The organism is Amycolatopsis sp. cmx-4-54, assembly GCF_046548895.1.
Lineage (GTDB): Bacteria > Actinomycetota > Actinomycetes > Mycobacteriales > Pseudonocardiaceae > Amycolatopsis.
In genome coordinates, this window is sequence record NZ_JAEBEJ010000007.1 from 151,656 (window position 1) to 176,481 (window position 24,826).

The following is a 24,826-nucleotide window of genomic DNA, read 5'->3' on the forward strand; positions in this document are numbered from 1 at the left end:
CTGCCGAAGGGCGCTTTCCCCGCATCAGACGCGGGGCAAAGCTCCCCGTCAGTTCCGCGCCGTTCGTGGGTTGCGACAGTGAGGCCCATCACGTAGCGTCCCGGCCACGAACATGAAGTCGGTTCATGTTCGTGGCCGGGAGGTGCGACTCATGACGGTGAGCCGGAGGCGGGTTCTCGCGGGCGCGGCGGCGTTGCCCGTCGCGGCGAGCGTGCTCGGCGCCCAGCAAGCGCAAGCGGCGCCATCACGGGGTTTCCGCGTCGGCGTCGGGATCTCCGACGTCACCGGCCCGGCCGCCGAGAACGGCATGATGGGTTACTCGATGCCGCAGCAGCAGACCGCCGGAATCCACCTCCGCACCCGGGCGCGCGCCTTCGTGGTCGACGACGGCGCGAAGCGGATCGCCTTCGTCACCGCCGACCTCGGCGCGCTGTTCCAGTCCGTCCACCAGGGCGTGCTGCGCAAGCTCCAAGCCGCGTACGGCGACCTCTACACCGAGCAGAACGTCCTCCTCAACGCCACGCACACCCACTCCGCGTGCGGCGGGGATTCCCATTACGCCGCCTACGATCTGGCGATCCTCGGCTTCCAGCAACAGGTGTACGACGCGCATGTCGACGGGATCTTCGAGGCGATCGGCCGGGCGCACTCGAACCTCGCGCCAGGGTCGATCCGGCTCGGCCGCGCCGAGCTGACCAAGGCCAGCGTCAACCGCTCACGCAAGGCCTTCGACCTGAACCCGCAGGCGGACAAGGACCACTTCCCGCAGGCCATCGACCCGGCCGTCACGGTGCTGCGGTTCAGCCGGAACGGCGTCGACGTCGGCGCGATAAGCTGGTTCGCCACACACGGTACGTCGATGAGCAACGGCAACCACCTGATCAGCGGCGACAACAAGGGTTACGCGGCCTACGAATGGGAGCACGACCACGCCGGCGTGCGCTACCTCGACGGGAACCCGCGGTTCGTCGCCGCCTTCCCGCAGACCAACACCGGCGACATGAGCCCGAACCTGAACCTCGAACCCGGCACTCTCGAAACCGAGTTCGAGAACACCCGCACCATCGGCGACCTCCAGTTCCGCGCGGCGAAGAGCGCCTTCGACGCGGCCGCCGAGGCCGTGACGGGCGGCGTCGACCACAGGATGTGCTACGTGGACATGTCCGACGTGGCCGTCGACGCGAAGTACACCCCGAACGGGCGGCCACAGCGCACCTGCACGGCCGCGATCGGGGTGTCGATGCTGGCCGGCAGTCGCGAGGACGGCCCTGGCCTGCCGCTCCCCGAAGGGGTGAAGAACCCGTTCATCGACTGGCTCGGCGGTATCGACGCGCCGATCCCGCAGGCGCTCGCCGACGCGCACGCGCCGAAGGTGATCGCGGTGCCGTTCGGCGCGATGAAACCGTATCCGTGGACGCCGGAGGTGCTGCCGCTGCAACTCGTCCGGATCGGGCAGCTGCATCTCGTGGCCGTGCCCGCCGAGCTGACCATCGTCGCCGGACTGCGGCTGCGCCGGACCGTCGCCGCGGAACTCGGTGTCCCGCTGGAGAACGTGCTCATCCAGGGCTACTCCAACGCCTACAGCCAGTACGTCACCACGCCCGAGGAGTACGACTCGCAGCAGTACGAAGGCGCGTCGACGCTGTACGGCCGCTACACGCTTCCGGCGTACCAGCAGGAATTCGCCAAACTCGCGAGCGCGATGAAGGCAGGGTCGGCGGTGCCACACGGGCCGACGCCGCGGGATCTGCGAGGCAAGCTGATCAACTTCCAACCAGGGGTCGTCTTCGACAGCCCGCCCGCGTTCAAGAACTTCGGTGACGTCCTTGTCGACGCGAAGAGTACCTACACGCGTGGCGAGCAGGTCGCGGTCGAGTTCGTCACCGGGCATCCGAAGAACGACCTGCGGCGCGGCGGCACGTTCCTGGAGATCCAGCGGCTGGTCGACGGCAAGTGGATCCGGCACGCCGACGACGGCGACTGGGACACGAAGTACCACTGGGCGCGGACGTTCGTCGCCGAATCGAAAGCCGTCGTCCACTGGAAGATCCCCGCGAACGCCCCGATCGGCAAATATCGCGTGCTCCACTTCGGCAACTGGAAGAACGGCTGGAACGGGGCGATCTCCGCGTTCAGCGGGACTTCGCGGACATTCGTCGTCTCCTGACACCGGAAGGGTCTTTCGTGCGGAAGCTCGCCGTACTCGCCATCGCCGCCGCGATGTTCGCCGGAACCGCCGTGCCAGCCCAGGCGGCGGTCTCGGTGAAGGTCATGGCGTTCAACATCTGGCAGCTGCCCTGGATCGCCGGCCCGAACACTTCGGACAAACAGGTCAGGGCTCGCGCGGCGGAGGACGTCATCCGCGCGAACGACGCCGACGTCGTCGTCCTGGACGAGGCTTTCAGCGCTCAGGCGGAGGAACTGCGGAACCGCCTGAAGGACGTCTGGCCACACCAGACCCCGCTCGTCGGGCAGCATTGCGGCACCTCGCCCGGCTGGACCACGGTGAACGGGAACTGTTCGAATTCCCCCGTCGTGGTCAACGGCGGGGTCACCGTGCTCAGCAAGGCGCCGGTGACCGAGCAGCACCAGCTGGTCTTCCGCAATTCCTACTCCGGCACCGCGGACTACCTGTCCAACAAGGGCGCCGCGCTCGCCCGCCTGGTCGTCAACGGGAAACCGGTGTGGATCGCGGGTACGCACATGCAGGCGGACGAGGGACCGGAGACGCTGCCGAAGGCGCACGGGATCCGGATGGCGCAGCTCGGCGAGATCCGGGACCTGGTCACGAAATACGCCCCCGCGAGCGAGCCGGTGGTCATCGCGGGTGACCTGAACATCGAGTACTGGGCCGGGCAAGCGCGCAAGGACTCCCTCGGCCGGACCCAGGTCCAGCAGGGCGAAGCGTTCCTCGGCGGCGTTCTGCGCACGACGGGCGAAGGCGCGTACACCTTCGACGCGGCCACGAACCCGAACGCGGCGAAGTCCGTTCCGGCGACTTACCGCGACTCGCTGGACTACGTCGGCGCCGTGCGCGCGGGCGGCCGTCCACTCGCCGCGGTCGGCCCGGTACAGCTCGTGCATCACGACGGTGGCACGATTCCCTCCGACCACTACCCGGTGGTGGCCAAGATCCAATACTGAGGCCTTCATCGGGAGAACCGCCTCGAGGAGGATCATGGCATCGCTGCCAGCACGGACGAGGTACCGCTACTCGCTCGGCTCGTTCGTCACCGGCGCCTTCGGCACGGTTCCCGGCCTGCTCCTCCTGAAGTACCTCACCGACACGATGGGCGTCGCGGCGGGCGTCGCCGGGCTGATCGTGTTCGTTCCCAAAGCGTGGGACGTGCTCTTCAACCCGATCGCGGGACGGCTGTCGGACGCGGACATGGTCCGCACCGGCAGCCGCCGCCGGTTCCTGCTCTACGGCGGAATCGGTGTTTCGGTCCTTTTCGCGGCACTGTTCGCGCATCCCGGCTTCGGTGGCCCGGTGCCCGACGCGATCTACGTCGTCGTCGTGTTCCTGTTGTGCGCCACCGCGTACGCCTTCTTCCAGGTGCCGTTCAACGCGCTGCCCGCCGAGCTGACCGACTCGGCGGAAGAACGCACGAAACTGACCAGCGTCCGGATCGGTTTCCTCGCGGTCGCCATCCTGATCTCCGGCGGCGGGGCGCCCGCGATCACCGATCTCATCGGCGGCGTCGCCGGCTACCGGGTCATGGGCCTGTTCATCGCCGTGGTCATCCTGCTCGCGACACTCGGCGTGTACTTCGGGCTGAAGGGCGCTCCCGTCGGCGCGCTGCGGCCGAACACGGTGAGCCCGCGCGAACTGCTCCGGACGCTCGCGCAGTGGCGGCCGTTCCGCTGGCTGCTCGGCGTTTACTTCATCCAGGCGCTCGGCATCGGCACGGTGCTGGCCGCGATCCCGTTCTTCGCCGAGCGGATCCTCGGCAGCTCCGGCTACTCGACGGTCCTGTTCGTCGGTTTCGTCGGCCCGGCACTGCTGACCATGCCGCTGTGGCCGCGGCTGGGGGCGAGCGTCGGGAAGCTGGCCGGGTTCCGGATCGCCACCGCCGCGTTCGGCGTCGGCCTGCTGGGGCTGCTCGGTGCCCAGGTGTTGCCGTTCGCCGTCACCATGGTGTTCGTCGCCTTCTGCGGTGTCGGCTACGCGGGGATCTCGGTGTTCCCGCTGGCGATCCTGCCGGATCTGATCAGCGACGAGGAGGAGCGGACCGGCGAGACCAGGGCCGGGGTCGCGGCGGGGGTCTGGACGGCGTCGGAGACGCTGGGGCTCGCGCTCGGGCCGGGGCTCTGGGGGCTGGTGCTGCAGTTCGGCGGCTACCAGTCCAGCCTCGACGCCAAGGTCGCGCAGCCGGACAGCGCGCTCACGGCGATCCTGCTCGGCGCGTCGATCCTCCCGGCCGTGCTCATCGTGCTGGGCATCCCGTTGCTGCGCAGGTCGGTGCTGGAGCGCCGCGCGTGACCGCCGAGAACGTCCTGAAGGAACTGCGGGAGCTGCGCGCGGGAGACTTGCCGACGCACGGAGGCCGGACGCTCGCGTACGTCTACGACAGCGGTCTGTCCGAAGTGGACGAACTCGGCGCGGCGGCGCACGCGCTGGCGTCGTCGGCCAACGGCCTCGACCCGACGGCGTTCCCGAGCCTGCTGCGGATGGAGAACGACCTCGTCGGTACCGCCGCGCGGCTGCTGGGCGGGACGGCGGGGACGGTCGGTTCGGTGACCTCGGGCGGTACGGAGTCGTGCATGCTCGCCGTCCTGGCCGCCCGCGACGCGCGTCCCGACGTGGCCACGCCGAACGTCGTGCTGCCCACGACCGCGCACGCGGCGTTTCACAAGGCGGCGCATTTCTTCGGTGTCCGTGTGGTTCCGGTGCCCGTCGATCCGGTGACCTTCCGCGCCGTTCCCGAGGCGATGACCGCCGCGGTCGACGACAGCACGGTGCTCGTCGTCGCGAGCGCGCCATCCTACGCCCACGGCGTCCTCGACCCGATCCCCGAGATCGCCGCGCTGCTGAAGGGCGTCCGTTTCCATGTCGACGCCTGCATCGGCGGCTGGGTGCTGCCATACCTGGGGCTCGGCCCGTTCGGCTTCGACGTCCCCGGCGTCACCAGCGTCTCGGTCGATCTGCACAAGTACGCCTACTGCCCGAAAGGCGTGTCGGTTCTCTTGTACGCCAACGCGGACCTGCGCCGGCCGCAGTACTTCGCCAGCGCGGACTGGCCCGGCTACACGATGCTGAACACCACACTGCAGAGCACGCGATCCGGTGGCCCGCTCGCCGCGGCGTGGGCCGTTGTGCGCCATGTCGGCGACGAGGGTTACGCGAAGCTGGCTTCGGCGGCCCGTGACGCGGCCGTCGAGATCCGCGCAGGGATCGAGACGCTGGATGGCTTGCGCGTCCTCGGTGATCCGGTGTCGACCCTGCTCGCGTTCACCGTCGCGGACGACGCCGGCTTCGACCTGTTCACCGTCGCGGACGAGATGCGGGAGCGCGGCTGGTACGTCCAGCCGCAGTTCGCCCACGAGTCGTCGCCCGCGAACCTGCATCTGACCATGACGGCCGCGAACCGGGGTTTTGAACAGGAGTTCCTCGGAAGTCTCGCCGCGTCGGTCGTCGCCGCTCGTGAAGCCGGGCCGGTCGTCGTCGACCCGCAGGTGGCCGAGTTCGTCGCGGCGCTGGACCCGGCGACGCTGACGCCGGAGCAGTTCGCCGGGTTGCTGGCGGCCGCGGGTCTCGGCGGCGGCGTGGGCCTGCCCACCCGGATGGCGGAGATCAACGCGTTGCTGGCCACGGCACCCGGTCCACTACGGGAGCGGTTGCTGCTCGAATTCCTCGGCGCGCTGTACACGGCTTCCTGAAGACATACGGCGCAGGTGGCAGGTTGCGAAAGCCACTTTCGCAACCTTCAACGTTGTGAAAGTGGCTTTCGCTGCATCGGTGGACGCCCGGACGCCCCTTGACGCAATCGACTGGTTGCTATACAAAGTTATAGCAACCAACTGATTGCTACTTGAGGAGGCTGTCGTGGGATTCCCCGACCGGATCGAACGCACCGTGGAAATCGCCCACCCGCCCGCGAAGGTCTGGGCCGCGCTGACCACGGCCGAGGGCCTGGGCACCTGGTTCGGCAACCAGGCGAGCATCGACCTGCGGCCCGGCGGTGAAGCCGAGATGAAATGGGACGAGGGGCACCAGGCGAACATGCGCGTCGAGCGCGTCGAGGAGCCGGAGGTCTTCGGCTTCACCTGGCACATCTACGGGCTTCCCGACGAAGACCCTCGACGCACCTACGTCGAATTCACCCTGGTCCCGAACGGCGGCGGCACGCGGCTCACCGTCGTCGAGTCCGGTTTCTCCCAGCTGCCGGACGACGCACACCAGGCCGCGTTCGACGGGAACACGAAGGGGTGGGCGGCCGAGCTGGGCGAACTGATCGAATACCTCGATGCCGCCTGACCACGAAACGATCGCCGAACAGGTCTTCGTCGCCTTGGCCGACCCGAGCAGGCGGAGCATTCTCGCCGTCCTCGCCTCGGGCGGCCCGGCCACGGCGACCGACCTCGCCGACCGGCTGCCGATCACGCGGCAGGCCATCGCCAAGCACCTCGCCCTGCTCACCGACGCGGGGCTGGTGATCCCGGAGCAGGGGGAGCGGCGCCGCGTCCGCTACCGGCTGCACTCGGCCCCGATGCAGGTCGCCCAGCAATTCCTCGCCGCGCTCGCCCGGGATTGGGACGGGCCGCTCGCGGCTCTGAAAGACCATCTGGAGGGTTCATCATGAGCTTCACGACGAGTTTCACCGTGGATCAGACGCCACAAGAGGTCTTCGACGCCTTCACCGACGTCCGCCGGTGGTGGTCGGAAGAGGTCGTGCACTCCGGCGACGAGTTCGAGTACCACTACGAAGAGGTGCACCGCTGTCGGATCCGGATCACCGAATCCGTGCCCCGTCGCAAGGTCTCCTGGCTGGTGCTGGAAAACCACTTCGACTTCACCCGTGACGAGACCGAATGGATCGGCACCACGATCACGTTCGAGATCGCCGAGAAGGACGGCAAGACCGAAGCGCGCTTCACCCATCACGGTCTGGTCCCGGAGTACGAATGCTTCGACGTCTGCCACAAAGCGTGGACGTTCTACGTCGGCACCAGCCTGCGGGAACTGATCACGACCGGCGAAGGACGACCGAACCGGCGAAGCGTCCTGCCCGCGGAGCTGGCGCGATGAACACGGTGTCCGCGGCCGAATGGGAAGAAGCGCGCCTTCGGTTGCTGGTGAAGGAAAAGGAACTGACCCGAGCCCGCGACGCGCTCGCGGCCGAACGACGCCGGATGCCGTGGCTCGCGGTCGAGAAGCCGTACGAGTTCGAAGGGCCGTCCGGCGCGGTGAGCCTGCTCGACCTGTTCGAGGGACGCCGTCAGCTGATCGTCTACCGGGCCTTCTTCGATCCCGGAGTGGAGGGTTTCCCCGACCACGCCTGCAAAGGCTGCTCGCTGGTGGCCGACCAGGTCGCCCACGTCGCGCATCTGAACGCCCGCGACACCACGCTGGCCTTCGTCTCCCGGGGTGGGCAGGCGGATCTCGCGCGGATGAAGGCGCGGATGGGCTGGACGATGCCTTGGTACACGATCACCGGTGACTTCGACGTCGACTTCGGGGTCGGGGAATGGCACGGCACCAACGCCTTCATCCGTGAAGGCGACCAGGTGTTCCGGACGTACTTCGTCAACGATCGCGGCGACGAGGCGATGGGGAGCACGTGGAGCTACCTCGACATCACCGCGCTGGGACGGCAAGAGGAGTGGGAGGACTCGCCCGAGGGGTATCCGCGGACTCCTCCGTACGAGTGGTGGGACTGGCACGACGCCTACGAGGGTGCCGCTTCGTCCGGCGGTGGCTGCTGCTCGGGGTCTTGACCCTGGGTTAGGGTCCGGCCGGTGGAGAGTCTGTTCTTGACCCGGGTGCTGGACGCGCTGCGTTCGGGTGGCGACGAGGTGCTGTTCGTCCAGGATGGCGTGGAGACCGGCTACGGGCAGGCGCTCGACCTGGTGCGCCGGATGTACGCGGGACTGCCGGAGCGCGGGGTCGTCGCCATCGACGCCGGCAACCGGCCGGAAACCGTCCTCCTGCAGATCGCCGCGCAGCTGCGGGGTTCGACGGTGCTGCTCGTCGCCGCGTCGGCGAGTTCGCCGGATCGCCTCGCCGCGGTCGAGGCGGCCGGGGTCACGACCCTGGTGACCGAGCAGCCGTCGGACTGGCCGGCCGGCGACGCTCGGGTGATCACGCTCGACGAACTGAGGAACCGCGACGGGACCGACCCGGCGAGGCTGCCGGAGTCGGTCACCGTCATCTTTCCCACCGGAGGTACCACCGGGGCGCCGAAACTCATCCGGCACCGCGGGATCTACGACGGCATGGCGCATATCTTCGCGCCGGATCCGGCGGGGCCGGGCCGCACGCTGCTGATCGCGCCGATGACGCATATGACCGGCAACGCCGCCGTGCTGGGGGCGATCCTGCGGCGGGAGAGCGTCGTCCTGCTGCGCGGTTTCGACGCGGGCGCGGTACTGGACGCGATCGCGGAACACCGGATCACCACATTGTCGCTCACGCCCGCGCGTCTGGCCGAGGTACTGGACCATCCGGCCATGACGTCGAGCGACGTCAGCAGTGTGCGGCAGCTTTCGCTGGGGGCCGCCCCGCTCCCGCCGAGACGGCTGGCTCGGGCGCTCGAAGTGTTCGGGCCCGTGGTCGGGCAGGGATACGGGCTCACCGAGGCGCCGATGATCGCGAGCATCTCCGCGGCGGAACTCGGCGGGAGGCCGGAGCGGCTCGAGTCCGTGGGCCGGATCGTGCCGGGTATGGAGGCCAGGATCGACGACGGGGAGGTCCTCGTGCGTGGACTGTCCATGATGGTCGGTTACCACGGGTCGCCGCCGATCGGGGACGGGTGGCTGCGGACCGGTGATCTCGGCCGGTTCGACGACGAGGGCTACCTCTACCTGCTGGACCGCGCGAACGACGTGATCATCACCGGCGAGCACGGCACCAAGGTGTACTCGACCGTGGTCGAGAACGCGCTCGCGCGGCATCCGCTGATCCGTTCCGTGGCCGTGTTCGGTGTGCCGGGCGACGGCGGCGAAGGTGAGCGGGTCCACGCCGTGGTGGTCGCCTCGGGAGCGTTGTCGGTCGAAGAAGTCCGGGCACAGGCGAGGGAGTTCTTCGGGCGGGAGCATTTCGTACCGTCCGATGTGGACTTCGCCGACGCGCTGCCGCTGACGGCGATCGGCAAGGTCGACAAGCGGGCGCTCCGCGAGCCGTTCTGGGCCGGGCACCGTCGCCATATCGCCTGAATCGTGCTGCCCTTGACCTCCAGTCAAGTGGAGGTCGCACGATGGGCTCATGAAACTGGGTGTGATCCTCCCGTCCGGCGACCTCCGCGTCTCCGCCCGGCAGGCCGAGGACGCGGGCCTCGACAGTGTGTTCCTCGGCGACCACCTGATGACCGGCCGTCCGTCGCTCGACAGCACGGTCGGGCTGGCGGTCGCCGCCGCGGTCACGACCCGGATCCGGATCGGGCTGAGCGTGTTCGTCCCGGCGATGCGGCCGTTGGCGTGGGCGGCCAAGCAGATCGCCACGCTGCAGCAGGTGTCGGGCGAACGGCTGATCCTCGGCATCGGCTCGGGCGGGGGAGAAGCCCAGTTCGCCGCGGCCGGGGTGCCGTATGGCGAACGCGGCCCGCGCACGGACCAGACGCTCCGCTCGCTGCCGGATCTGCTGGCGGGCAAAGAAGTCCGGATCGGCGACGCCGTCGTCGAATTGGCGCCGGCGGTGGCCGTCCCGCCGATCTGGGTCGGTAATCGGGGCAGGCTCGTGCTCCAGCGCGTCGCGGAGCACGGCACCGGGTGGTTCCCGTCGCTCCTGCCGCCGGACGCCGTCGCCGACGGACGGCGACGGCTGACGGATCTCGGCGTCGCGAACCCGGTGATCGCGGTCGGCGCCACCGGCGCGCTGGGCGAAGGCGCGGACCTGCCGACAGCGGCGGAGCTGGCGACAGGGATCAACGACGCCTACGGGATGCCGCTCGACCAGGCGCTCTCCTTGCCGCTGACCGGTTCCGTCGAAGCCGTCGCCGAACGGCTGGCGGCGTACCGGGAGGCGGGAGCGGCCCATATCGTCGTCGGGCTGGCGGGCCCGCGCTGGGCCGATCAGGTGCGGGCACTCGGTCGGGTGAGAGCGCTGCTGAGCCGGTAGGCCGGTGCTACGGTCCGCCTGATCAGGCATTTCCGATCAGGAGGGACCCGGTGATGACCGCCGCGCACACTGAACACGCCGGCCATACGCACGCTCACGGCGAGGGCTGCGGCCACGTCGCCGTACCCCACGGAGACCACGTCGACTACGTGCACGACGGGCATCTGCACCGCGCTCACGACGGGCATTTCGACGAGTGCGAGAGCGGCGGCCACATCCCGCACCAGGGTCACGACCACGCTCACGGCGAGGGCTGCGGCCATGTCGCGGTGCCGCACGGCGACCACGTCGACTACCTGCACGACGGCCACCGCCACGCCGCGCACGGGGATCACTACGACGACCACTGACGTCGCGAAAGCAGCGGCCGACGCCTCACCTGACGACGGGACGGCACGTTGTTCCCTCGTGAGTCGTCCATCCCCCACACGACCCCAGTCGCGCACCGGCCGAACCGTCCACAAGGGACATTTCTCGCGATCGATGCGCCCGATTTGGTCGCTTTGCGCGGATCTAGGAGGGGGTCGTGAGTGTTCATGAGCGTTCTAACCCTCCTTATCACTCACGACCCCGTGCAGGGCACCCAGTCGCTACTTCAGTGGACGTGCACCGCTTCCCACTCCGGGAACGGATCCGCCCCGGCCGGACCGGCGGCCAGACAGGACCGGAGCGAGTCCAGCAGCGCGTCCTTCTCCAGCCCCACCCCGATGAACACGAGTTCCTGCCGCGGCGCCTCCTCGACGCCCTGCGGTTCGAACCGGGCGACCGAACCCGCCTGCGACCACAGCCCGGTCACCCCGGGCCGCGACGCCAGCGAGAAGAACCCCTTCGAACGCAGGACCGTCCCGAACTCCCCGGTATCGAGCCGCCCGACGAAGTCCCAAAGCCGTTCGGCGTCGAAAGGGAGCGAGGCGCGGAAGACCACGCTGGAGATCCCGTACTCCTCCGTCTCCGGAACGTGAGCACCGTTGAGTTCCGCCACCCAGCCGGGTGCCTCCTGCGCCCGCTCGACGTCGTAGCGCCCGGTGCCGAGCACCCGGTCGAGCGGGATCCGGCCGTGTGTCGAGACGACGACGTCGGCGGCCGGATTGAGCCGCCGCAGCACCGCCGTCAACCGGTCGAGGGAAACGGCCGGGACCAGGTCCGCCTTGTTCAGCAGGAGGACGTCCGCGAACTCGATCTGGTCCATCAACAGGTCGCTGACCGTCCGCTCGTCCCCGTCGTACTGGTCCAGCCCGCGTTCGGTCAGCGCGTCGCCGGCCGCCAGTTCCCGCTCGAAGTTCACGGCGTCGACCACGGTCACCATCGTGTCGAGCCGCGCCGAGTCCAGGAATGAGAACGTCACCGCCACGGGCATCGGCTCGGAGATCCCGCTCGATTCGATGAGCAGGTAATCGAACCTGCCGTCCTCACCCAGCCGCGAGACCTCCTCCAGCAGGTCGTCGCGCAAGGTGCAGCAGATACAGCCGTTGGTCATCTCGACGAGCCGTTCCTCGGTGCGGGACAGGCTGTTTCCGTCCCGCACCAGCGCGGCGTCGATGTTGACCTCGCTCATGTCGTTCACGATCACCGCCACCCGCAGCCCGTCGCGGTTGGCGAGGACGTGGTTGAGCACGGTCGTCTTACCCGCTCCGAGGAAGCCGGACAGCACCGTGACCGGCGTCGTCATTCCCCGCCCTGGTGGAAATGCTTCATCAGCTTGCGCGGCACGAGTTTCGGCTCGCCGTTCACCTTGATCGGCACCAGATCCGGCACGGCCGCCTTCCACTGCGAACGCCGGGACCGGGTGTTGCTGCGTGACATCTTCCGCTTCGGGACGGCCATTACTTCGCCCCTCCGCGACGTCCGTAGCGGCGGTGGAACTTCTCCACCTGGCCGGCGCTGTCCATGATCCGCTGGTTGCCGGTCCAGAACGGGTGCGACCACGAGCTGATCTCGACGTTCACCACCGGATAGGTGTTGCCGTCGCTCCACTCGATGGTCTGGTCCGAGGTGGCGGTGGAGCGCGTCAGGAAGGCGTCGCCGGTGGAGAGGTCCTTGAACACCACAGGGTGGTAGTCGGGGTGGATTCGGAGTTTCACTGCGTTTCGTCCTTTCGCTTCGACGCGTTCACGTCGTGCTTCTCGGGGTCGGTTTCCGTGTCCTCACACGGTTCTTCGTGCCACTCGCCGAACGGATCCGGGTAACGGAGCCACTCCTGCTCACCGGCGGCGAGCTCTTCATCCGTCAGCAGCGCCCCGTTCAGCGCGGCTTCGACCTCCTCCGGGGTGGCCTGATCGGTGACGACGACCAGTTCCTGCGCGCGGTCGCCGAACAGCGGGTCCCAGCGCAGGGAGGCGAGGGTGCGGCGTTCGGGGGAGACGTCGGCCCAAACCGGGCCGTCCGGTGCGGCGAGCCACGGCCCGGCGTGCCCGACGCCGAGACCGCCGCCCGCGGATTCGATCCACAGCGCCATGTCCGGCTGGCTCGCCACCCAGAGCCGTCCCCGGGTGCGGACGACGCCGTCGAGCAGGACGTCAATGGCGTCGTGGAGGCGTTCCGGGTGGAACGGGCGCTGCGAGGTGAAGGTGAGCAGCCCGATGCCGCAGTCGGTGTGCACCGGCGGCTGGCCGCGCAGCAGCGGTCCGTGCATGTCGGTGACCTCGCCGCGCCGGGCGTCGGACGGGACGGCGTCGAGCACGGTCTTGCCGTCCACAGAGGACAGTTCGACGCGCGGGATCGACGGCGCGACGCGGTCGAGCACGGCCGAAGCCTTCGCCGCGGACCACGCGTCGGTCGCCGCGCCGGCGAGGACGAGCAGGTCGGCGAACTCGACCTGGGACAACGCGACCTGGGCGACCGTGCGTTCGTCCTCGGGGCTGGCCCGCAGGCTCCGTTCGGCCAGCGTGTCGTCGCCGGTGCTGTCGCCCAACCAGCCCGCGCAGTCGACGACGGTCAGCACGGCCCGCAGGTCGACGTCCTCGATGACCGGCCGGTCGCCGACGAGGACGTTGTGAAGCGCCCAGCTGACCGGCTCGGGCTCCATGGCCTCGTCGAGCCGCACCACGATCCGCCGCACCTGCGGCAGCTGCGAGAGCTTGCGCAGCAACGGCAACAGGTCCTCACGCAACGTGCACGAGACGCAACCGTGCGCGAGTTCGAGGACGGTCAGCTGGTCGCGGTCGCCGAGCCGGATCCGCCGTCGGACCACTCCGGAGTGAATCTGCCTCAGGTCGTGATGCACGACGGCGGTGCCGGGTTCGGCGAGGCGCAGCCGCTCGGCGAGGTCGGCGTTCGGTCCCGGTGCGAGGCCACTGATCAGGACGAGGGGCACGCGGGGGTTGTCGGTCACTGAAGCTCCGGGGCGTCGAGGGCGTTCTGGTTCGGTTGTGTAGAGTAAATGAAAATGACAACCGATATCAACTCGGGAGGGTATATGTCCGCCGTGTGCCAGGTCACCGGCCGCAAACCGGGCTACGGGAAGCAGGTGTCGCACTCGCATCGGCGCACGTCCCGGCGCTGGGAGCCGAACCTGCAGGCCAAGCGGTACTTCGTGCCGAGTGAAGGACGCTGGGTCCGCCTGCGGGTCTCGGTGAAGGGCATGAAGACGATCGACAAGCGCGGGATCGAGGCCGTCGTGGCCGAGCTCCGCGCGAAAGGGGTGAAGCTCTGATGGCCAAGAGCACCGACATCCGGCCGATCATCAAGCTCCGCTCGACCGCCGGCACCGGCTACACCTACGTCACGAAGAAGAACCGCCGGAACGACCCGGACCGGATGGTGCTGCGCAAGTACGACCCGGTCGCGCGCAAGCACGTCGAGTTCAAGGAGGAGCGCTGATGGCCAAGAAGTCCAAGATCGCCAAGAACGAGCAGCGCAAGGTCATCGCCGCCCGCCACGTCGAACGACGGCGCGAGCTGAAGGCCACCATCGCCTCGCCGTCGGCGTCGCCCGAGGAGAAGGCGGCGGCCGTGTCGGCCCTGCAGGCGATGCCGCGCGACGCCAGCGCGACCCGCATCCGCAACCGCGACACCGCCGACGGCCGCCCACGCGGCTACCTGCGGAAGTTCGGGCTCTCGAGGGTCCGGATGCGGCAGATGGCGCACAACGGCGAACTGCCCGGCGTCACGAAGTCGAGCTGGTGAGAGCCATGGGCAAGGCGAACCGCGACCGCCCCGTCAAGCGCAAGACGAACCTGTTGCACGCCAACAAGATCACCCAGGTCGACTGGAAGGACGTCGATCTGCTGCGGAAGTTCATCTCCGACCGCGGCAAGATCCGCGCCCGCCGGGTCACCGGGCTGACGCCCCAGCAGCAGAAACAGGTCGCCACGGCGATCAAGAACGCCCGCGAGATGGCGTTGCTGCCCTACCCCAACGCGGGGCGCTGACGCCGCCGGTCCGGGCGGTGCGAGACGCCGCCCGGACCGCGGTCCGGCGTGGAAGAATCGGCCGCATGACGGAGAACGCCGGACAGGCCGAGGAATTCGATCCCGAACTGCTGGAGTTATGGGCGAAGGTGTTCGGCTTCGCCCGCTCGGGCGCGACGGCCGAGATCGTCGCGTACGTCGACGCCGGCATTCCGGCAAACCTGACCAACGATCGGGGCGACACGCTGGTCATGCTCGCCGCCTACCACGGTCACGCCGAGACCGTCGCGGCGCTGATCGACCGCGGCGCCGATCCGAACCGCGAGAACGATCGTGGGCAGAGCCCGCTGGCAGGCGCGGTGTTCAAGAACGAGCCCGAGGTCGTGAAGGCCCTCCTGAAGGGCGGCGCGGACGCGACGGCGGGGGAGCCGTCGGCGATCGACGCGGCCAGGATGTTCGGCAACACCGAGCTGCTGGCGCTGCTGGAGAGCTGAGGCGGTTCTCACTCGGATCGCGGTCCGGGGCGCTGAATCCTTACACTGCCCCGCATGGATGACCCGCATTACCTCTCCGGCCTCGACCTGGCCGGCCGTCGTGTCGTGATGATCGGTGGCGGGACGGTCGCCCAGCGCCGCCTGCCGCGGTTGATCGGTGCCGGCGCGCGGGTCGAACTGGTCTCGCCGCACACCACGCCGTCGGTGAGCGCCATGGCCGACGCTGGCGAGATCGTCTGGCACGAGCGCCGCTACGCCGAGGGCGACCTCGCCGACGCCTGGTACGCGCTGGCGTGCACGGACGATCCCGACGTCAACGCCGCCGTCTGCGCCGAAGCCGAACGCGCGCGGGTGTTCTGCGTCCGCGCCGACGACGGGGACCTCGGCAGCGCGGTCACCCCGGCCTCGGGCAGGCACGGCGGGCTGCTGGTCGGCGTGCTCTCCGGCGGCGAGCCGCTGCGGTCCGCCACCGTCCGGGACAGCATCCTCGACGGCCTTCGCGCCGGAACCGTCGCCGACGGCCGCGTCCCGGACCCGCACGACGAGCTCCCGGGTGTCGCCCTCGTGGGCGGCGGCCCCGGAGACCCGGAACTGATCACCGTCCGCGGTCGCCGTCTCCTCGCCAGGGCCGACGTCGTCGTCGCCGACCGGCTGGCCCCGCGCGAACTGCTCGACGAACTCGCACCCCACGTGGAGATCGTCGACGCCGCGAAGATCCCGTACGGCCGCGCCGCCAGCCAGGAAGTGATCAACTCCACCCTGATCGAGCGGGCCAAGGCAGGCAAGTTCGTCGTGCGGCTCAAGGGCGGCGACCCCTACCTGTTCGGCCGCGGTTTCGAAGAAGTCCTCGCCTGCGCCGAAGCGGGCATCCCGGTGACGATGGTCCCCGGGATCACGAGCGCGTTCTCCGTCCCCGCCGCGGCGGACGTCCCGGTGACCCACCGCGGCGTCGCCCACGAGGTCGTGGTGGTGTCCGGTCATGTCGCGCCGGACGACGAGAAGTCGCTGGTGGACTGGGATCTGCTGGCGAAGATGCGCGGCACGATCGTGTTGATGATGGGCGTCGAGCGGCTGCCGCTGTTCGCGAAGGCGCTTCAGGCGGGGCGGCCCGGCGACACGCCGGTGGCGATCGTCGAGGACGGCACCATGCGCACGCAGCGGGTTCTCCGCTCCACTTTGGACAAGGTGGTCGAAGACGCCGCCACGACCGGGGTACGGCCGCCCGCGGTGATCGTCTTCGGCCCGGTGGCGGGGCTGGCTCAACCCTCGCAGGCGGGGTTCGAGACGTAGAACCAGTCGGTCCCGTCGTCGCCGGACGAGTCGAACTCGTCCGCCCGGACCAGCCCTGCCCGCAGCGCGACCCGCTGCGACGCGACGTTCTCCGGCCGGACGCGGGCGATCACGAGGTCGTCCGGCCGGTGGACGCGGGCCCAGTCCACCGCCGCGGCGGCGGCCTCACTGGCGTATCCGGCACCCCAGGACGAGGGAAAGAAGCGGTAGAAGAGGTTCAGCACCGGGTGCCGCCGGAAACCGACGATCTTGACCCCGCAGAATCCCAGCGGTTCCGCCGAATCGTGCCGCCGGACCGTCCAGTACCCGAAGCCGTACCGGTTCCATTGGTGTGACCAGCGGAGCAGCAGCAACTCCGCCTCTTTACGCGTCTCCACCAGGTCCGAAGGGTTGTGCGCGCAGGCCTCCGGATCGGTGTGGAGGGCGAAGATCGCATCGAGATCTTCGGGGCCCGGGCGGCGCAGGAGCAACCGCCCGGTCCGCAGTTCCTCCGCGTCGCGGGTCGGGACCGGCTCAACGGTCATGACAACGCGCGGAGAAGTCCGCGATGGCTTCGGTCAGGCGGGTCGGGTCGAAACGCAACTCGACCGGGCTGCGGGCCTGGACGAACTCGGCCGCGGGCATGTCCGCGGCCAGCGTGTCGGCGTCGCCGAAGGGGTGGATCGGGTCGCGCTCGTGCCCGATGACCAGCGCCGGGGTCTCGATCTTCCGCCGGATGGACTTGGGCGGCGCGATCCGTCCGAACAGCACGCCGTGCAGGAGCGCCGCCATCGGTGCGGGCTCTTGGGACAGCGTGTCGGTGACGACGTCGACCCACTGGTTGCCGTGCGGCACGAGTTTCGCCGCCAGCGCCACCCCCTGCACGGTCACCGGCAGGAACCGGGCCGCCATGAGCAGCGGCGCGAACGTGATCAGCCCCGCGACGATGGCGTTGTCCAGCACGGGCATCTCGACGACCAGGCCCAGCGCGCGCTCGGGGGCGGCGACGCTCACTTCGAGCGCGACATTGGCACCCAGTGACGTCCCGCCGATGACGGCGGCGTCGATCTCCAGGTGGTCGAGCAGCGCGACGGTCTGCTCGGCGAACGCGGGCATCGAATACAGCCACGAATCGGTGGGCCGGTCCGAATCGCCGTGCCCGAGCAGGTCGAGGGTCACCACGCGGAAACCGGCCCGTGCCAGCCTGCGGGCGAGCGGGGCGTGCATCCGCCTCGTCAGCATGATGCCGTGGGTGAGGACGACCACCCGGTCGCCGGAGCCGAACTCGGTGTAGGCGAGTCGGTGACCCTCATGGGTGAAGGATCCCGACAGCTCGATCGGCCGCGAGGATCGTTCGCGCCCGCGCGTGGTGCTCGGAGCGGGCAGGTCGGCGACCGCGGTGGCGCTGCTGGCCGGGCTCATGTCCCACCGTCCTTCGTCGATCGTCGGTACTCACCGGTAGTACTCGTCGGTATCAGGAAAGCATCTCGCGGCCACCGTGGCACAGTGGCCGTTGGCAACCGGTCAATCTCATGAGTCAAGATGACCTCATGACCGCTACAGCTGACAGTCTCCCCGATCTCGTTTCGCTCAAGGTGGACATCGACGGGCACGTCGCCGAAGTGACGCTGCTCGGTCCGTCCAAGGGCAACGCGATGGGCCCCGATTTCTGGCGTGAGCTGCCGATCGTCTTCCGTGCGCTTGACGCGGACTCCCGTGTCAGGGCGGTCGTGCTGACCGGAAGCGGCAAGCACTTCTCCTACGGGCTCGACCTGCCCGCCATGATGCCGAGCTGGGGCGAAATGCTCGGGGGCGACGCGCTGGCGGGCCCGAGGACGAAGTTCCTCGACGAGGTCAAGACCCTTCAGGCGAGCGTGTCCTCGATCGCGGAATGCCGCAAACCGGTCATCGCGGCCATTTCCGGCTGGTGCATCGGGGGCGGTGTCGACGTGATCGCGGCCGCGGACATCCGCCTGGCGAGCGCCGACGCGAAGTTCAGCGTGCGCGAGGTCAAGGTCGCGATCGTGGCCGACCTCGGCAGCCTGCAGCGGCTCGCGCCGATCATCGGCGAGGGACACCTGCGCGAACTGGCCCTGACCGGCAAGGACATCGACGCCGCCCGCGCGGAGAAGATCGGCCTGGTCAACGACGTCTACGCGGATCAGGACACCCTGCTGGCCGAAGCCCGCAAGCTGGCGGCCGAGATCGCCACGAATCCGCCGCTGGTCGTGCAGGGCACCAAGAACGTGCTCTCGGCCAACACCGAACGCCAGGTCGCGGACGGCCTGCGCTACGTCTCGGCCTGGAACGCGGCGTTCCTGCCCAGCAAGGACCTCGGCGAGGCCGTGCAGGCCTTCCTCGAGCGCCGCGCGCCCGAGTTCAAGGGAGAGTAGAAAGAACCGGCGGCCCTAGCAGCGGACCAGGAGGACGATCGTGAGCGCTTCGGAGGCATACCGCACGTTCCGCGAGGCACGGGACTACCTGCTAGCCCATCGCGAGGACTACGAAACCGCCTATCGCGACTTCACCTGGCCCCGGCCCGCCGAGTTCAACTGGGCGCTGGACTGGTTCGACGTCGTCGCGGCCGACCCGGCCAACCAGGACCGGTACGCGCTGTGGATCGTCGAAGAGGACGGCATCGAGAACCGCTGGACCTATCCGGAGATGGCGCGGCGGTCCGACCAGGTCGCGAACTGGCTGCGCTCGCTCGGCGTGGCCAGGGGCGACCGGTTGATCCTGATGCTGGGCAACCAGGGCGAGCTGTGGCAGACGATCCTCGCCGCGATCAAACTGGGCGCCGTCATCATCCCGGCCTCGACCCTGCTCGGCCCGGCGGACCTCACCGACCGGGTCGAGCGGGGCGCGGCGAAACACGTGGTGATCCGGTCCGTCGACGCGCACAAGTTCGAGAACGTAGAGGGCGACTACACGCGCATCGCCGTCGGTGATCCGGTCGAGGGTTGGCGGTCCTTCGCGGACGCCTACGAGGAACCGGAAACCTTCACGCCCGACGGCCCAACGGCGGCGGAAGACCCGCTCCTGCTGTACTTCACGTCAGGGACCACCGCGAAGCCGAAACTGGTGCAGCACACGCAGGTCTCGTATCCGGTCGGTCATCTGTCCACAATGTACTGGATCGGGCTCGAGCCCGGCGACGTCCACCTCAACATCTCCTCGCCCGGCTGGGCGAAACACGCGTGGAGCAACGTTTTCGCGCCGTGGAACGCCGAGGCGACGGTGTTCCTCCACAACTACGCGCGGTTCGACGCGGTCGCCTTGATGGCGCAGATGGACCGGTGCGGCATCACCAGTTTCTGCGCGCCGCCGACGGTGTGGCGGATGCTCATCCAAGCGGATCTGACCGTGCTGAAGACGCCGCCGCGCAAGGTGGTCGGCGCGGGCGAACCACTCAATCCCGAAGTGATCGACCAGGTCGAAAAGGCCTGGGGCGTCACGATTCGCGACGGTTTCGGGCAGACGGAGAGCAGTGTCCAGATCGCCAACACGCCGGGGCAGGACGTCGTGCCGGGGTCGATGGGCCGCCCGCTGCCCGGCTTCACCGTGGCGCTCGTGGACCCCGTCACCGGCGAACGGGCGCAGGAGGGCGAGATCTGCCTCGACCTCGACAAGCGGCCGGTCGGGTTGATGGCCGGGTACGCGGACGACGACGAGCGTTCCGCCGCGGCCTTCGCGAACGGCTTCTACCACACCGGGGACGTCGGCTCGATCGACGAACGCGGCTACATCACCTACGTGGGCCGCACGGACGACGTCTTCAAGGCGTCGGACTACCGGATCTCACCGTTCGAGCTGGAAAGTGTCCTGCTGGAACACGAAGCCGTCGCCGAAGCGGCCGTCGTCCCTGCGCCCGACCCGATCCGGCTCGCGGTGCCGAAGGCGTATGTCGTCCTGGCGAACGGGCACGAGCCGACGGCCGGCACCGCGGTGTCCATCCTGGCCTTCTGCCGGGAGCATTTGGCTCCGTACAAGCGAATCCGGCGGCTGGAGTTCACCGAACTGCCGAAGACGATCTCCGGCAAGATCCGGCGCGTCGAACTGCGCGGACGGGAGAACGAGGCCGACGGACGGCCGGCGGGGGAGTTCCGCGAGGAGGACTTCCCGGAGTTGAAGGGCTGACCGCTCGCTGCCATGGTCAAGTACATGATGGCCCCCTTCCTTGCGCCAGGCGCGAGGAAGGGGGCCATCATGTACTTCCGGTGGCCGTCCAGCAAGGGGCGTGGGGTCACCGCGCACACCGGTCCGTGAAGGACTTCTTCACTGCGCTAGGCGCCAGGGTCTCGGCAAGTCGCATAGCTGCTGGTCTGCGCCGCGGAGGCGGATCGTGGTGGGGTTCGCAGGAGCGGTCTCAGCCAAGAGATCTGGATCTCGACTGTCCATAAGGGACTCGAATCGAGGCACGGTGCCCGATTCGTGCGGTTTGCGCGCCCTTGCGAGGCGGTCGTGAGTGTTTTGTGTCGCTCTAACGCCCTTTACCACTCACGACTTCTCCGCGGAACCGTACATTCAGCCGCCCGAGAGTGCTCGGGACCGCTGAGCCACCATCTCGATCTTGCCGGGTCGCTGACCCTCAGCGTAGGGAAGGAAGCCTTCACCACTCTCCGATGTGGTCCCTGGTGACGCACGGGCGGCCCCGGATCCCGTGCAGGCCTGACCAGCGACGCCGTGTCGCGAAAGCCACTTTCGCGACACGCCAGAACGCCCTACCTCGCACCAGCCGTTCGACGGGCCCACCAAGGCCCGTGTGGGTCGAACGACCCACAGCGCGGTAACCAGAACCGGGTTAGCATCCTCGGCAGTGAATCGTTGACAACCCGTGGGGGTCACGGGTCTCACCTTCCCTGCTTGAAAGGTGTTCCTGTCATGCGCATTCGTATCCTCCTGCCGATGCTCGCCCTGGTGGCCGGGCTCGGTACCGCGGTGGCCACCCCGGCCGCCGCCGATCCGGGCCCGGTGACGGCGGGCGAAGTGTCCGTCGCCGACGCCTGTTACTCCTGGGGACGCACGTTGTCCGAGGGAGCATCCGGTGAAGACGTCCGACAACTCCAGATCCGCGTCGCCGGATACCCCGGCTACGGGGGCGTACTCGCCATCGACGGCCAGTTCGGCGCGGGCACCAAGGCCGCGGTCACCCGGTTCCAGCAGGCGTACGGGCTGGGCGCGGACGGCATCGCCGGATCGGCCACGTTCACCAAGCTCTACGCGTTGCAGGACGACGACTGCACGCCGGTCAACTTCACCTACGCCGAACTGAACCGGTGCAACTCCGACTGGTCGGGCGGCAACGTCTCAGCGGCGACGGCGAAGGCCAACGCGCTGGTCTCGATGTGGAAGCTGCAGGCGATGCGGCACGCCATGGGCGACCGGCCGATCGACGTCAACGGCGGCTTCCGCAGTGTCGCCTGCAACAACGCCGTCGGCGGGGCGACCAACAGCCGTCACCTCTACGGCGACGCGGTGGACCTCGGCGCGGGCTCGCAGGGCTTCTGCGGGCTGGCCAAGCAGGCCCGCAACCACGGGTTCAGTGAGATCCTCGGCCCGGGCTACCCCGGGCACGACGATCACACCCACGTGGCACACCGGTCCACCCGGTTCTGGTCGGCGTCCTCCTGCGGGATCTGACCTCGTCACTCCCAGCGCCACAACGACGGCGGCCGTCCTCCCTTGGGGAGGGCGGCCGCGTGTTCGGTGGTGCGCCGCAGACCGGGGATCCGCTCCATCGTCCGGCCGAGGTTGGCCGGATAGGGGCGGTCCCCGGTGAGCGCTTCGGTGGCGTCCAGCGCCTGGGCCGTGGTGAAGATCGGGCCCAGCAGCCCGGCGGTGAAGGCGACGTCCCGCCACAGCCGTTCGGCCAGCATCGGGCGGCAGTCCGCCACGATCCGGTCGTGGTCGAACGCCAGCGGCGGGACCTCGTCCAGCGGAGCCCACACCACGTTCCCCGGCACGTCGAGGGCGGGATCCACCGTGGCCCACAAGGCGATGGAGAGGGTGGGACCGCGAGGGTCACGGTTCGGCTCGTCGAAGGTGGCGAGCTGTCCCGTCGCCGAGAGCGCGTCGGACGGCAGGCCGAGTTTGCCGACCACCGCCCGGTGCGCCGCCTCCCTCAGCCGTTCCCCGAGGCCGAGCAGCACGCCGGGCAAGGCGAGTTCCCCCGCGAAAGGCTCGGCGGCTCGCGGCGCGGTTCCCAGCAGCACTTTCCTGGTGCCGGGCGCGAACCGCACCACGAGCACGTCAACGGACACCGGCGTCGACTCGATCACGCGTTGATTGTCGACCTTGCCTCCGTCACCCGGTAACCGGCCCTGTCCGGGCCGTACCCGGCGACGGCCACCGGCAGCCGCTCGCCGAACCACGCCAGCGGATCCGGAAGGTCGACGGCGGGGGAGCCGTCCTCGGGTACGACCTTCAGCCCGGTCGCGTCGAGGTGGGTCACCGCGAGTGCGTCCACGCCGTCGCAGGCCGCGATCGCGTACTCCAGCAGGGCCGCGTCGAGATGGCCCGCCCGCCACGCGCCCTGGAACTCGCCGGTTTCGTTGTGCGCCTCCGGAAAACGGGCGAGTACGGCGGCGGACTCGGTCGGCAGCGGGCCCGCGCCGTGCCGGGTGAGGTACGTCCGCGTGACCCCCAGGACGGCGTGCGGGCGTCCGCCCAGCAGTGCGCGGGCGTTGTGCGGGGTGGTGGTGGACCAGGTCGTATGCGGGTGGAATCCGTGGTGCTGGTCGAGGAGAGCCCCCTGCGCTCCCTCGAAGACCAGCCGCCCGGAATTCGCCAGCCGTCTCGTTTCGCCCCCGTCGGTGATCCGCACCGCGTCCGCGAAATCGCGGTACAGCGCCACCAGTTCGTCCACGCTGTGCGGTGGCGTGGCGAGCGGGGCGTAGAACCGCGCGAGCGCGTCCAGCTTGCGCCGCAGCACCGACGGCCGAGCGCAGTCGGCGACCGTGGGCGCTTCCCCCGGCGTCCCGATCACCTCCTGGCTCTCCACCACGTCACCCGGCGCGGCCCCGGGCAGCAGCGAGTACCAGACGGTCTCGCCGATGCCCTTCCCGCACGAGCCATGCCGGTTCGCGCCCCGGGCTTCCTCCCTTGCCCGGTTGGCGTGGATGTGGAACGGGGTCGTGAGCAGGGCGCGGCCGTCCACGCTCAGCAACGAGAGCGGATTCCGGACGCCCACCGCTTCGAGCCGCCGCGCTTCCGCGGCCAGCGCGAACGGCTCGACCAGCACGAACCGCGAGAGATGGGTGGGCACGCCGGCGAACGTGCCCGCCCCGAACTGGCTGAACGTGTGGTGCCGCCCGGCCACGACGACGTTGTGCGCGGCCTGCGCGCCCCCGTTGAAGCGGACCACGGCGGTGGTGGGCCGGGCGGCGCAGAGCGCGTCGACCACCGCGCCCTTGCCTTCGTCGCCGAAGCCGAGCCCGACCACCACCACGTGTCCGTCCAGGAGATTCATCGCAGCACCACGTCGCTCGGCCCGCCCGGCTCCGGTACCGCCGAGGTGACGACCGATTTGGTACCCAGCTTCGCCAGCGCCTTGCCGACCGCCTTGCTTTCGGCGACCGAGCCGACGTCCGCGAGATCGGCGAGCGCCCGGTCGACGTCGACGACCCGCTCTTCCAGCCCGATGGTGGCCGCGATCAGTTCGCACACCGCGCCGGGATCGTCGAGCTTCAGGAAGTTCTGGCCCAACAGACCGCTCCAGTGTTCGCCGATCTCCGGGTCGTTGTAGTACGACGACTGGTTCGGCAGCACGAAGTAGACGTGCCATTTGCGGGCCAGCTCCCGGTAGACCGAGGCCGGGTCGATGTCCTCCCGCACGTCGTCCCCGATCACCCGGCGGATGTGGCGAGCTTCCAGCGCCGGCTTGTTCAGCTCGTCGCCGATGATGAACAGATACCCCTTGCGGCCACGGTTCTGCCACGCGTCGGTCACGACGTGCCGGGCCATGAAGTAGGCGGCCAGTTCGTAGGACTCGCTCTTCTGCCCGCCGCCACCGCCTTCGAGGAAGATCGTGCGCAGCTGCTCGTCCATCCGGTTGTCCGATTCGAACTGCCCGACCTGCAACGGAACCCGGTCGCTGTCGGCGTCGCCGATCGCGCCGAACAGGACCTGCGGGTCGGTCAAGTAGCCCCGGCGCTTCAGCAGGCCGTGCAGTTTGCCGAGCTTGCCCTGCATGACCCGTGGCACCCGGCGCATCGAGCCGGTGACGTCGAACAGCACCGCGATCGGCGTCGAATCGCTGTGGTCGGCCGAATCCCGGCATTCCCGGACGGCGTTCAGCGGGTCGAGCGCGGGTGCGACCTTCCAGTCTTTCGCGGGTCTGGAGCGCAGATCGGCGGTGTAGCCGAAGTCGTCCTCGCCCTTGGCCCGCCGGAAAGTCTTCGCGGCGGCGTAGGCGTTGTCGTCCCAGTGTCCGTGTCCCAT

At 69.3% G+C, this 24,826-nt stretch carries 29 protein-coding genes; 20 read left to right on the top strand and 9 right to left on the bottom strand.

The window, feature by feature from the left end; all coding sequences use genetic code 11:
* The first annotated feature begins 151 nt into the window (after positions 1 to 151).
* The 11 genes from ACLJQ7_RS24055 to ACLJQ7_RS24105 all read left to right on the top strand — a co-directional run bounded on the left by ACLJQ7_RS24055 (position 152) and on the right by ACLJQ7_RS24105 (position 10,626).
* Positions 152 to 2,167 carry a neutral/alkaline ceramidase gene (locus tag ACLJQ7_RS24055; protein WP_410650428.1) on the top strand — a complete coding sequence of 672 codons (2,016 nt, stop codon included), beginning with the start codon at positions 152 to 154 and terminating at the stop codon, positions 2,165 to 2,167.
* Positions 2,168 to 2,184: 17 nt separating this feature from the next.
* Complete coding sequence (locus ACLJQ7_RS24060; RefSeq protein WP_410650429.1) at positions 2,185 to 3,144, top strand: sphingomyelin phosphodiesterase; 960 nt, start codon at positions 2,185 to 2,187, stop codon at positions 3,142 to 3,144.
* Between the two features lie 34 nt (positions 3,145 to 3,178).
* Positions 3,179 to 4,483, top strand: coding sequence for an MFS transporter (locus tag ACLJQ7_RS24065; RefSeq protein WP_410650430.1), 1,305 nt, complete (start codon positions 3,179 to 3,181; stop codon positions 4,481 to 4,483).
* A complete protein-coding gene (locus ACLJQ7_RS24070; RefSeq protein WP_410650431.1) occupies positions 4,480 to 5,880 on the top strand; it encodes a pyridoxal phosphate-dependent decarboxylase family protein in 1,401 nt (466 codons plus the stop codon). Before ACLJQ7_RS24065 ends, ACLJQ7_RS24070 begins: the two co-directional genes overlap by 4 nt.
* A 166-nt stretch (positions 5,881 to 6,046) precedes the next feature.
* Positions 6,047 to 6,478 carry an SRPBCC family protein gene (locus tag ACLJQ7_RS24075; RefSeq protein WP_410650432.1) on the top strand — a complete coding sequence of 144 codons (432 nt, stop codon included), beginning with the start codon at positions 6,047 to 6,049 and terminating at the stop codon, positions 6,476 to 6,478.
* Entirely contained in the window at positions 6,468 to 6,803 is a 336-nt protein-coding gene (locus ACLJQ7_RS24080) for an ArsR/SmtB family transcription factor (RefSeq protein WP_410650433.1), read from the top strand. The genes ACLJQ7_RS24075 and ACLJQ7_RS24080 overlap by 11 nt, the downstream gene beginning before the upstream one ends.
* On the top strand, positions 6,800 to 7,249 hold the full coding sequence (locus ACLJQ7_RS24085) for an SRPBCC family protein (RefSeq protein WP_410650434.1): 450 nt from the start codon (positions 6,800 to 6,802) through the stop codon (positions 7,247 to 7,249). Before ACLJQ7_RS24080 ends, ACLJQ7_RS24085 begins: the two co-directional genes overlap by 4 nt.
* A complete protein-coding gene (locus ACLJQ7_RS24090) occupies positions 7,246 to 7,938 on the top strand; it encodes a DUF899 domain-containing protein (protein ID WP_410650435.1) in 693 nt (230 codons plus the stop codon). The genes ACLJQ7_RS24085 and ACLJQ7_RS24090 overlap by 4 nt, the downstream gene beginning before the upstream one ends.
* A 21-nt stretch (positions 7,939 to 7,959) precedes the next feature.
* Positions 7,960 to 9,375: a class I adenylate-forming enzyme family protein gene (locus tag ACLJQ7_RS24095; RefSeq protein WP_410650436.1), complete on the top strand. Its 1,416-nt coding sequence runs from the start codon at positions 7,960 to 7,962 to the stop codon at positions 9,373 to 9,375.
* 49 nt (positions 9,376 to 9,424) lie between these two features.
* Positions 9,425 to 10,276, top strand: a complete 852-nt coding sequence (locus ACLJQ7_RS24100; protein WP_410650437.1) for an LLM class flavin-dependent oxidoreductase — start codon at positions 9,425 to 9,427, stop codon at positions 10,274 to 10,276.
* A gap of 53 nt (positions 10,277 to 10,329) precedes the next feature.
* Positions 10,330 to 10,626: a hypothetical protein gene (locus tag ACLJQ7_RS24105; protein ID WP_410650438.1), complete on the top strand. Its 297-nt coding sequence runs from the start codon at positions 10,330 to 10,332 to the stop codon at positions 10,624 to 10,626.
* Between the two features lie 245 nt (positions 10,627 to 10,871).
* Here the strand turns inward: ACLJQ7_RS24105 and ACLJQ7_RS24110 are convergent, their stop codons facing one another.
* The 4 genes from ACLJQ7_RS24110 to mrf are packed head-to-tail and all read right to left on the bottom strand — an operon-like array spanning position 10,872 to position 13,607.
* The gene (locus tag ACLJQ7_RS24110; RefSeq protein ID WP_410650439.1) at positions 10,872 to 11,945 is read right to left on the bottom strand and encodes a GTP-binding protein; all 1,074 of its coding nucleotides are present in this window, start codon (positions 11,943 to 11,945) and stop codon (positions 10,872 to 10,874) included.
* On the bottom strand, positions 11,942 to 12,100 hold the full coding sequence (gene rpmF / locus ACLJQ7_RS24115) for a 50S ribosomal protein L32 (RefSeq protein WP_410650440.1): 159 nt from the start codon (positions 12,098 to 12,100) through the stop codon (positions 11,942 to 11,944). Before rpmF ends, ACLJQ7_RS24110 begins: the two co-directional genes overlap by 4 nt.
* Positions 12,100 to 12,357 carry a type B 50S ribosomal protein L31 gene (locus ACLJQ7_RS24120; RefSeq protein ID WP_410650441.1) on the bottom strand — a complete coding sequence of 86 codons (258 nt, stop codon included), beginning with the start codon at positions 12,355 to 12,357 and terminating at the stop codon, positions 12,100 to 12,102. Before ACLJQ7_RS24120 ends, rpmF begins: the two co-directional genes overlap by 1 nt.
* Complete coding sequence (gene mrf, locus ACLJQ7_RS24125; protein ID WP_410650442.1) at positions 12,354 to 13,607, bottom strand: ribosome hibernation factor-recruiting GTPase MRF; 1,254 nt, start codon at positions 13,605 to 13,607, stop codon at positions 12,354 to 12,356. The genes ACLJQ7_RS24120 and mrf overlap by 4 nt, the downstream gene beginning before the upstream one ends.
* Positions 13,608 to 13,691: 84 nt before the next feature.
* On the opposite strand from mrf, the gene rpmB reads away from it, so the two are divergent.
* The 6 genes from rpmB (at position 13,692) to cobA (ending at position 16,408) form a co-directional block, all read left to right on the top strand.
* Positions 13,692 to 13,928, top strand: coding sequence for a 50S ribosomal protein L28 (gene rpmB, locus ACLJQ7_RS24130; RefSeq protein WP_005149951.1), 237 nt, complete (start codon positions 13,692 to 13,694; stop codon positions 13,926 to 13,928).
* Positions 13,928 to 14,095 (top strand): 50S ribosomal protein L33, encoded by a 168-nt coding sequence (gene rpmG / locus ACLJQ7_RS24135; protein ID WP_005149953.1) that lies wholly within the window; start codon positions 13,928 to 13,930, stop codon positions 14,093 to 14,095. The genes rpmB and rpmG overlap by 1 nt, the downstream gene beginning before the upstream one ends.
* Complete coding sequence (gene rpsN / locus ACLJQ7_RS24140) at positions 14,095 to 14,400, top strand: 30S ribosomal protein S14 (RefSeq protein WP_378344113.1); 306 nt, start codon at positions 14,095 to 14,097, stop codon at positions 14,398 to 14,400. The genes rpmG and rpsN overlap by 1 nt, the downstream gene beginning before the upstream one ends.
* Positions 14,397 to 14,645 carry a 30S ribosomal protein S18 gene (rpsR, locus tag ACLJQ7_RS24145; protein WP_410650443.1) on the top strand — a complete coding sequence of 83 codons (249 nt, stop codon included), beginning with the start codon at positions 14,397 to 14,399 and terminating at the stop codon, positions 14,643 to 14,645. Before rpsN ends, rpsR begins: the two co-directional genes overlap by 4 nt.
* A 65-nt stretch (positions 14,646 to 14,710) precedes the next feature.
* On the top strand, positions 14,711 to 15,118 hold the full coding sequence (locus ACLJQ7_RS24150; protein WP_410650444.1) for an ankyrin repeat domain-containing protein: 408 nt from the start codon (positions 14,711 to 14,713) through the stop codon (positions 15,116 to 15,118).
* A gap of 54 nt (positions 15,119 to 15,172) precedes the next feature.
* On the top strand, positions 15,173 to 16,408 hold the full coding sequence (gene cobA / locus ACLJQ7_RS24155) for a uroporphyrinogen-III C-methyltransferase (protein WP_410650445.1): 1,236 nt from the start codon (positions 15,173 to 15,175) through the stop codon (positions 16,406 to 16,408).
* Here the strand turns inward: cobA and ACLJQ7_RS24160 are convergent.
* Positions 16,378 to 16,932 carry a GNAT family N-acetyltransferase gene (locus tag ACLJQ7_RS24160; RefSeq protein ID WP_410650446.1) on the bottom strand — a complete coding sequence of 185 codons (555 nt, stop codon included), beginning with the start codon at positions 16,930 to 16,932 and terminating at the stop codon, positions 16,378 to 16,380. The genes cobA and ACLJQ7_RS24160 overlap by 31 nt on opposite strands.
* On the bottom strand, positions 16,922 to 17,809 hold the full coding sequence (locus tag ACLJQ7_RS24165; RefSeq protein ID WP_410650447.1) for an alpha/beta fold hydrolase: 888 nt from the start codon (positions 17,807 to 17,809) through the stop codon (positions 16,922 to 16,924). The genes ACLJQ7_RS24160 and ACLJQ7_RS24165 overlap by 11 nt, the downstream gene beginning before the upstream one ends.
* A 128-nt stretch (positions 17,810 to 17,937) precedes the next feature.
* Between ACLJQ7_RS24165 and ACLJQ7_RS24170 the strand changes: the two genes are divergently transcribed.
* From ACLJQ7_RS24170 to ACLJQ7_RS24180, 3 genes are all read left to right on the top strand, one after another.
* The gene (locus ACLJQ7_RS24170; protein ID WP_410650448.1) at positions 17,938 to 18,780 is read left to right on the top strand and encodes a crotonase/enoyl-CoA hydratase family protein; all 843 of its coding nucleotides are present in this window, start codon (positions 17,938 to 17,940) and stop codon (positions 18,778 to 18,780) included.
* Positions 18,781 to 18,820: 40 nt separating this feature from the next.
* Positions 18,821 to 20,524 carry an AMP-binding protein gene (locus ACLJQ7_RS24175; protein WP_410650449.1) on the top strand — a complete coding sequence of 568 codons (1,704 nt, stop codon included), beginning with the start codon at positions 18,821 to 18,823 and terminating at the stop codon, positions 20,522 to 20,524.
* Between the two features lie 744 nt (positions 20,525 to 21,268).
* Positions 21,269 to 22,027: a D-Ala-D-Ala carboxypeptidase family metallohydrolase gene (locus tag ACLJQ7_RS24180; RefSeq protein ID WP_410650450.1), complete on the top strand. Its 759-nt coding sequence runs from the start codon at positions 21,269 to 21,271 to the stop codon at positions 22,025 to 22,027.
* A gap of 5 nt (positions 22,028 to 22,032) precedes the next feature.
* Here the strand turns inward: ACLJQ7_RS24180 and ACLJQ7_RS24185 are convergent, their stop codons facing one another.
* From ACLJQ7_RS24185 to ACLJQ7_RS24195, 3 genes are read right to left on the bottom strand one after another with little or no spacing between them, the layout of a single operon-like run.
* Positions 22,033 to 22,665 carry an NUDIX domain-containing protein gene (locus ACLJQ7_RS24185; protein ID WP_410650451.1) on the bottom strand — a complete coding sequence of 211 codons (633 nt, stop codon included), beginning with the start codon at positions 22,663 to 22,665 and terminating at the stop codon, positions 22,033 to 22,035.
* The gene (locus tag ACLJQ7_RS24190) at positions 22,662 to 23,855 is read right to left on the bottom strand and encodes an adenylosuccinate synthetase (RefSeq protein WP_410650452.1); all 1,194 of its coding nucleotides are present in this window, start codon (positions 23,853 to 23,855) and stop codon (positions 22,662 to 22,664) included. Before ACLJQ7_RS24190 ends, ACLJQ7_RS24185 begins: the two co-directional genes overlap by 4 nt.
* Positions 23,852 to 24,826 carry a hypothetical protein gene (locus ACLJQ7_RS24195; RefSeq protein ID WP_410650453.1) on the bottom strand — a complete coding sequence of 325 codons (975 nt, stop codon included), beginning with the start codon at positions 24,824 to 24,826 and terminating at the stop codon, positions 23,852 to 23,854. The genes ACLJQ7_RS24190 and ACLJQ7_RS24195 overlap by 4 nt, the downstream gene beginning before the upstream one ends.

Excerpts from the sequence above, each read along its gene's own strand:
- ACLJQ7_RS24180 (WP_410650450.1), top strand. The coding sequence starts at position 21,269 with ATGCGCATTCGTATCCTCCTGCCGATGCTCGCCCTGGTGGCCGGGCTC.
- ACLJQ7_RS24100 (WP_410650437.1), top strand. The coding sequence starts at position 9,425 with ATGAAACTGGGTGTGATCCTCCCGTCCGGCGACCTCCGCGTCTCCGCC.
- ACLJQ7_RS24165 (WP_410650447.1), bottom strand. The coding sequence starts at position 17,809 with ATGAGCCCGGCCAGCAGCGCCACCGCGGTCGCCGACCTGCCCGCTCCG.
- rpsN (WP_378344113.1), top strand. The coding sequence starts at position 14,095 with ATGGCCAAGAAGTCCAAGATCGCCAAGAACGAGCAGCGCAAGGTCATC.
- ACLJQ7_RS24170 (WP_410650448.1), top strand. The coding sequence starts at position 17,938 with ATGACCGCTACAGCTGACAGTCTCCCCGATCTCGTTTCGCTCAAGGTG.
- ACLJQ7_RS24080 (WP_410650433.1), top strand. The coding sequence starts at position 6,468 with ATGCCGCCTGACCACGAAACGATCGCCGAACAGGTCTTCGTCGCCTTG.
- rpmB (WP_005149951.1), top strand. The coding sequence starts at position 13,692 with ATGTCCGCCGTGTGCCAGGTCACCGGCCGCAAACCGGGCTACGGGAAG.
- ACLJQ7_RS24160 (WP_410650446.1), bottom strand. The coding sequence starts at position 16,932 with ATGACCGTTGAGCCGGTCCCGACCCGCGACGCGGAGGAACTGCGGACC.
- ACLJQ7_RS24090 (WP_410650435.1), top strand. The coding sequence starts at position 7,246 with ATGAACACGGTGTCCGCGGCCGAATGGGAAGAAGCGCGCCTTCGGTTG.
- ACLJQ7_RS24150 (WP_410650444.1), top strand. The coding sequence starts at position 14,711 with ATGACGGAGAACGCCGGACAGGCCGAGGAATTCGATCCCGAACTGCTG.
- ACLJQ7_RS24055 (WP_410650428.1), top strand. The coding sequence starts at position 152 with ATGACGGTGAGCCGGAGGCGGGTTCTCGCGGGCGCGGCGGCGTTGCCC.
- ACLJQ7_RS24065 (WP_410650430.1), top strand. The coding sequence starts at position 3,179 with ATGGCATCGCTGCCAGCACGGACGAGGTACCGCTACTCGCTCGGCTCG.
- ACLJQ7_RS24195 (WP_410650453.1), bottom strand. The coding sequence starts at position 24,826 with ATGGGACACGGACACTGGGACGACAACGCCTACGCCGCCGCGAAGACT.
- ACLJQ7_RS24105 (WP_410650438.1), top strand. The coding sequence starts at position 10,330 with ATGACCGCCGCGCACACTGAACACGCCGGCCATACGCACGCTCACGGC.
- ACLJQ7_RS24085 (WP_410650434.1), top strand. The coding sequence starts at position 6,800 with ATGAGCTTCACGACGAGTTTCACCGTGGATCAGACGCCACAAGAGGTC.
- ACLJQ7_RS24110 (WP_410650439.1), bottom strand. The coding sequence starts at position 11,945 with ATGACGACGCCGGTCACGGTGCTGTCCGGCTTCCTCGGAGCGGGTAAG.
- rpmF (WP_410650440.1), bottom strand. The coding sequence starts at position 12,100 with ATGGCCGTCCCGAAGCGGAAGATGTCACGCAGCAACACCCGGTCCCGG.
- rpmG (WP_005149953.1), top strand. The coding sequence starts at position 13,928 with ATGGCCAAGAGCACCGACATCCGGCCGATCATCAAGCTCCGCTCGACC.
- cobA (WP_410650445.1), top strand. The coding sequence starts at position 15,173 with ATGGATGACCCGCATTACCTCTCCGGCCTCGACCTGGCCGGCCGTCGT.
- ACLJQ7_RS24190 (WP_410650452.1), bottom strand. The coding sequence starts at position 23,855 with ATGAATCTCCTGGACGGACACGTGGTGGTGGTCGGGCTCGGCTTCGGC.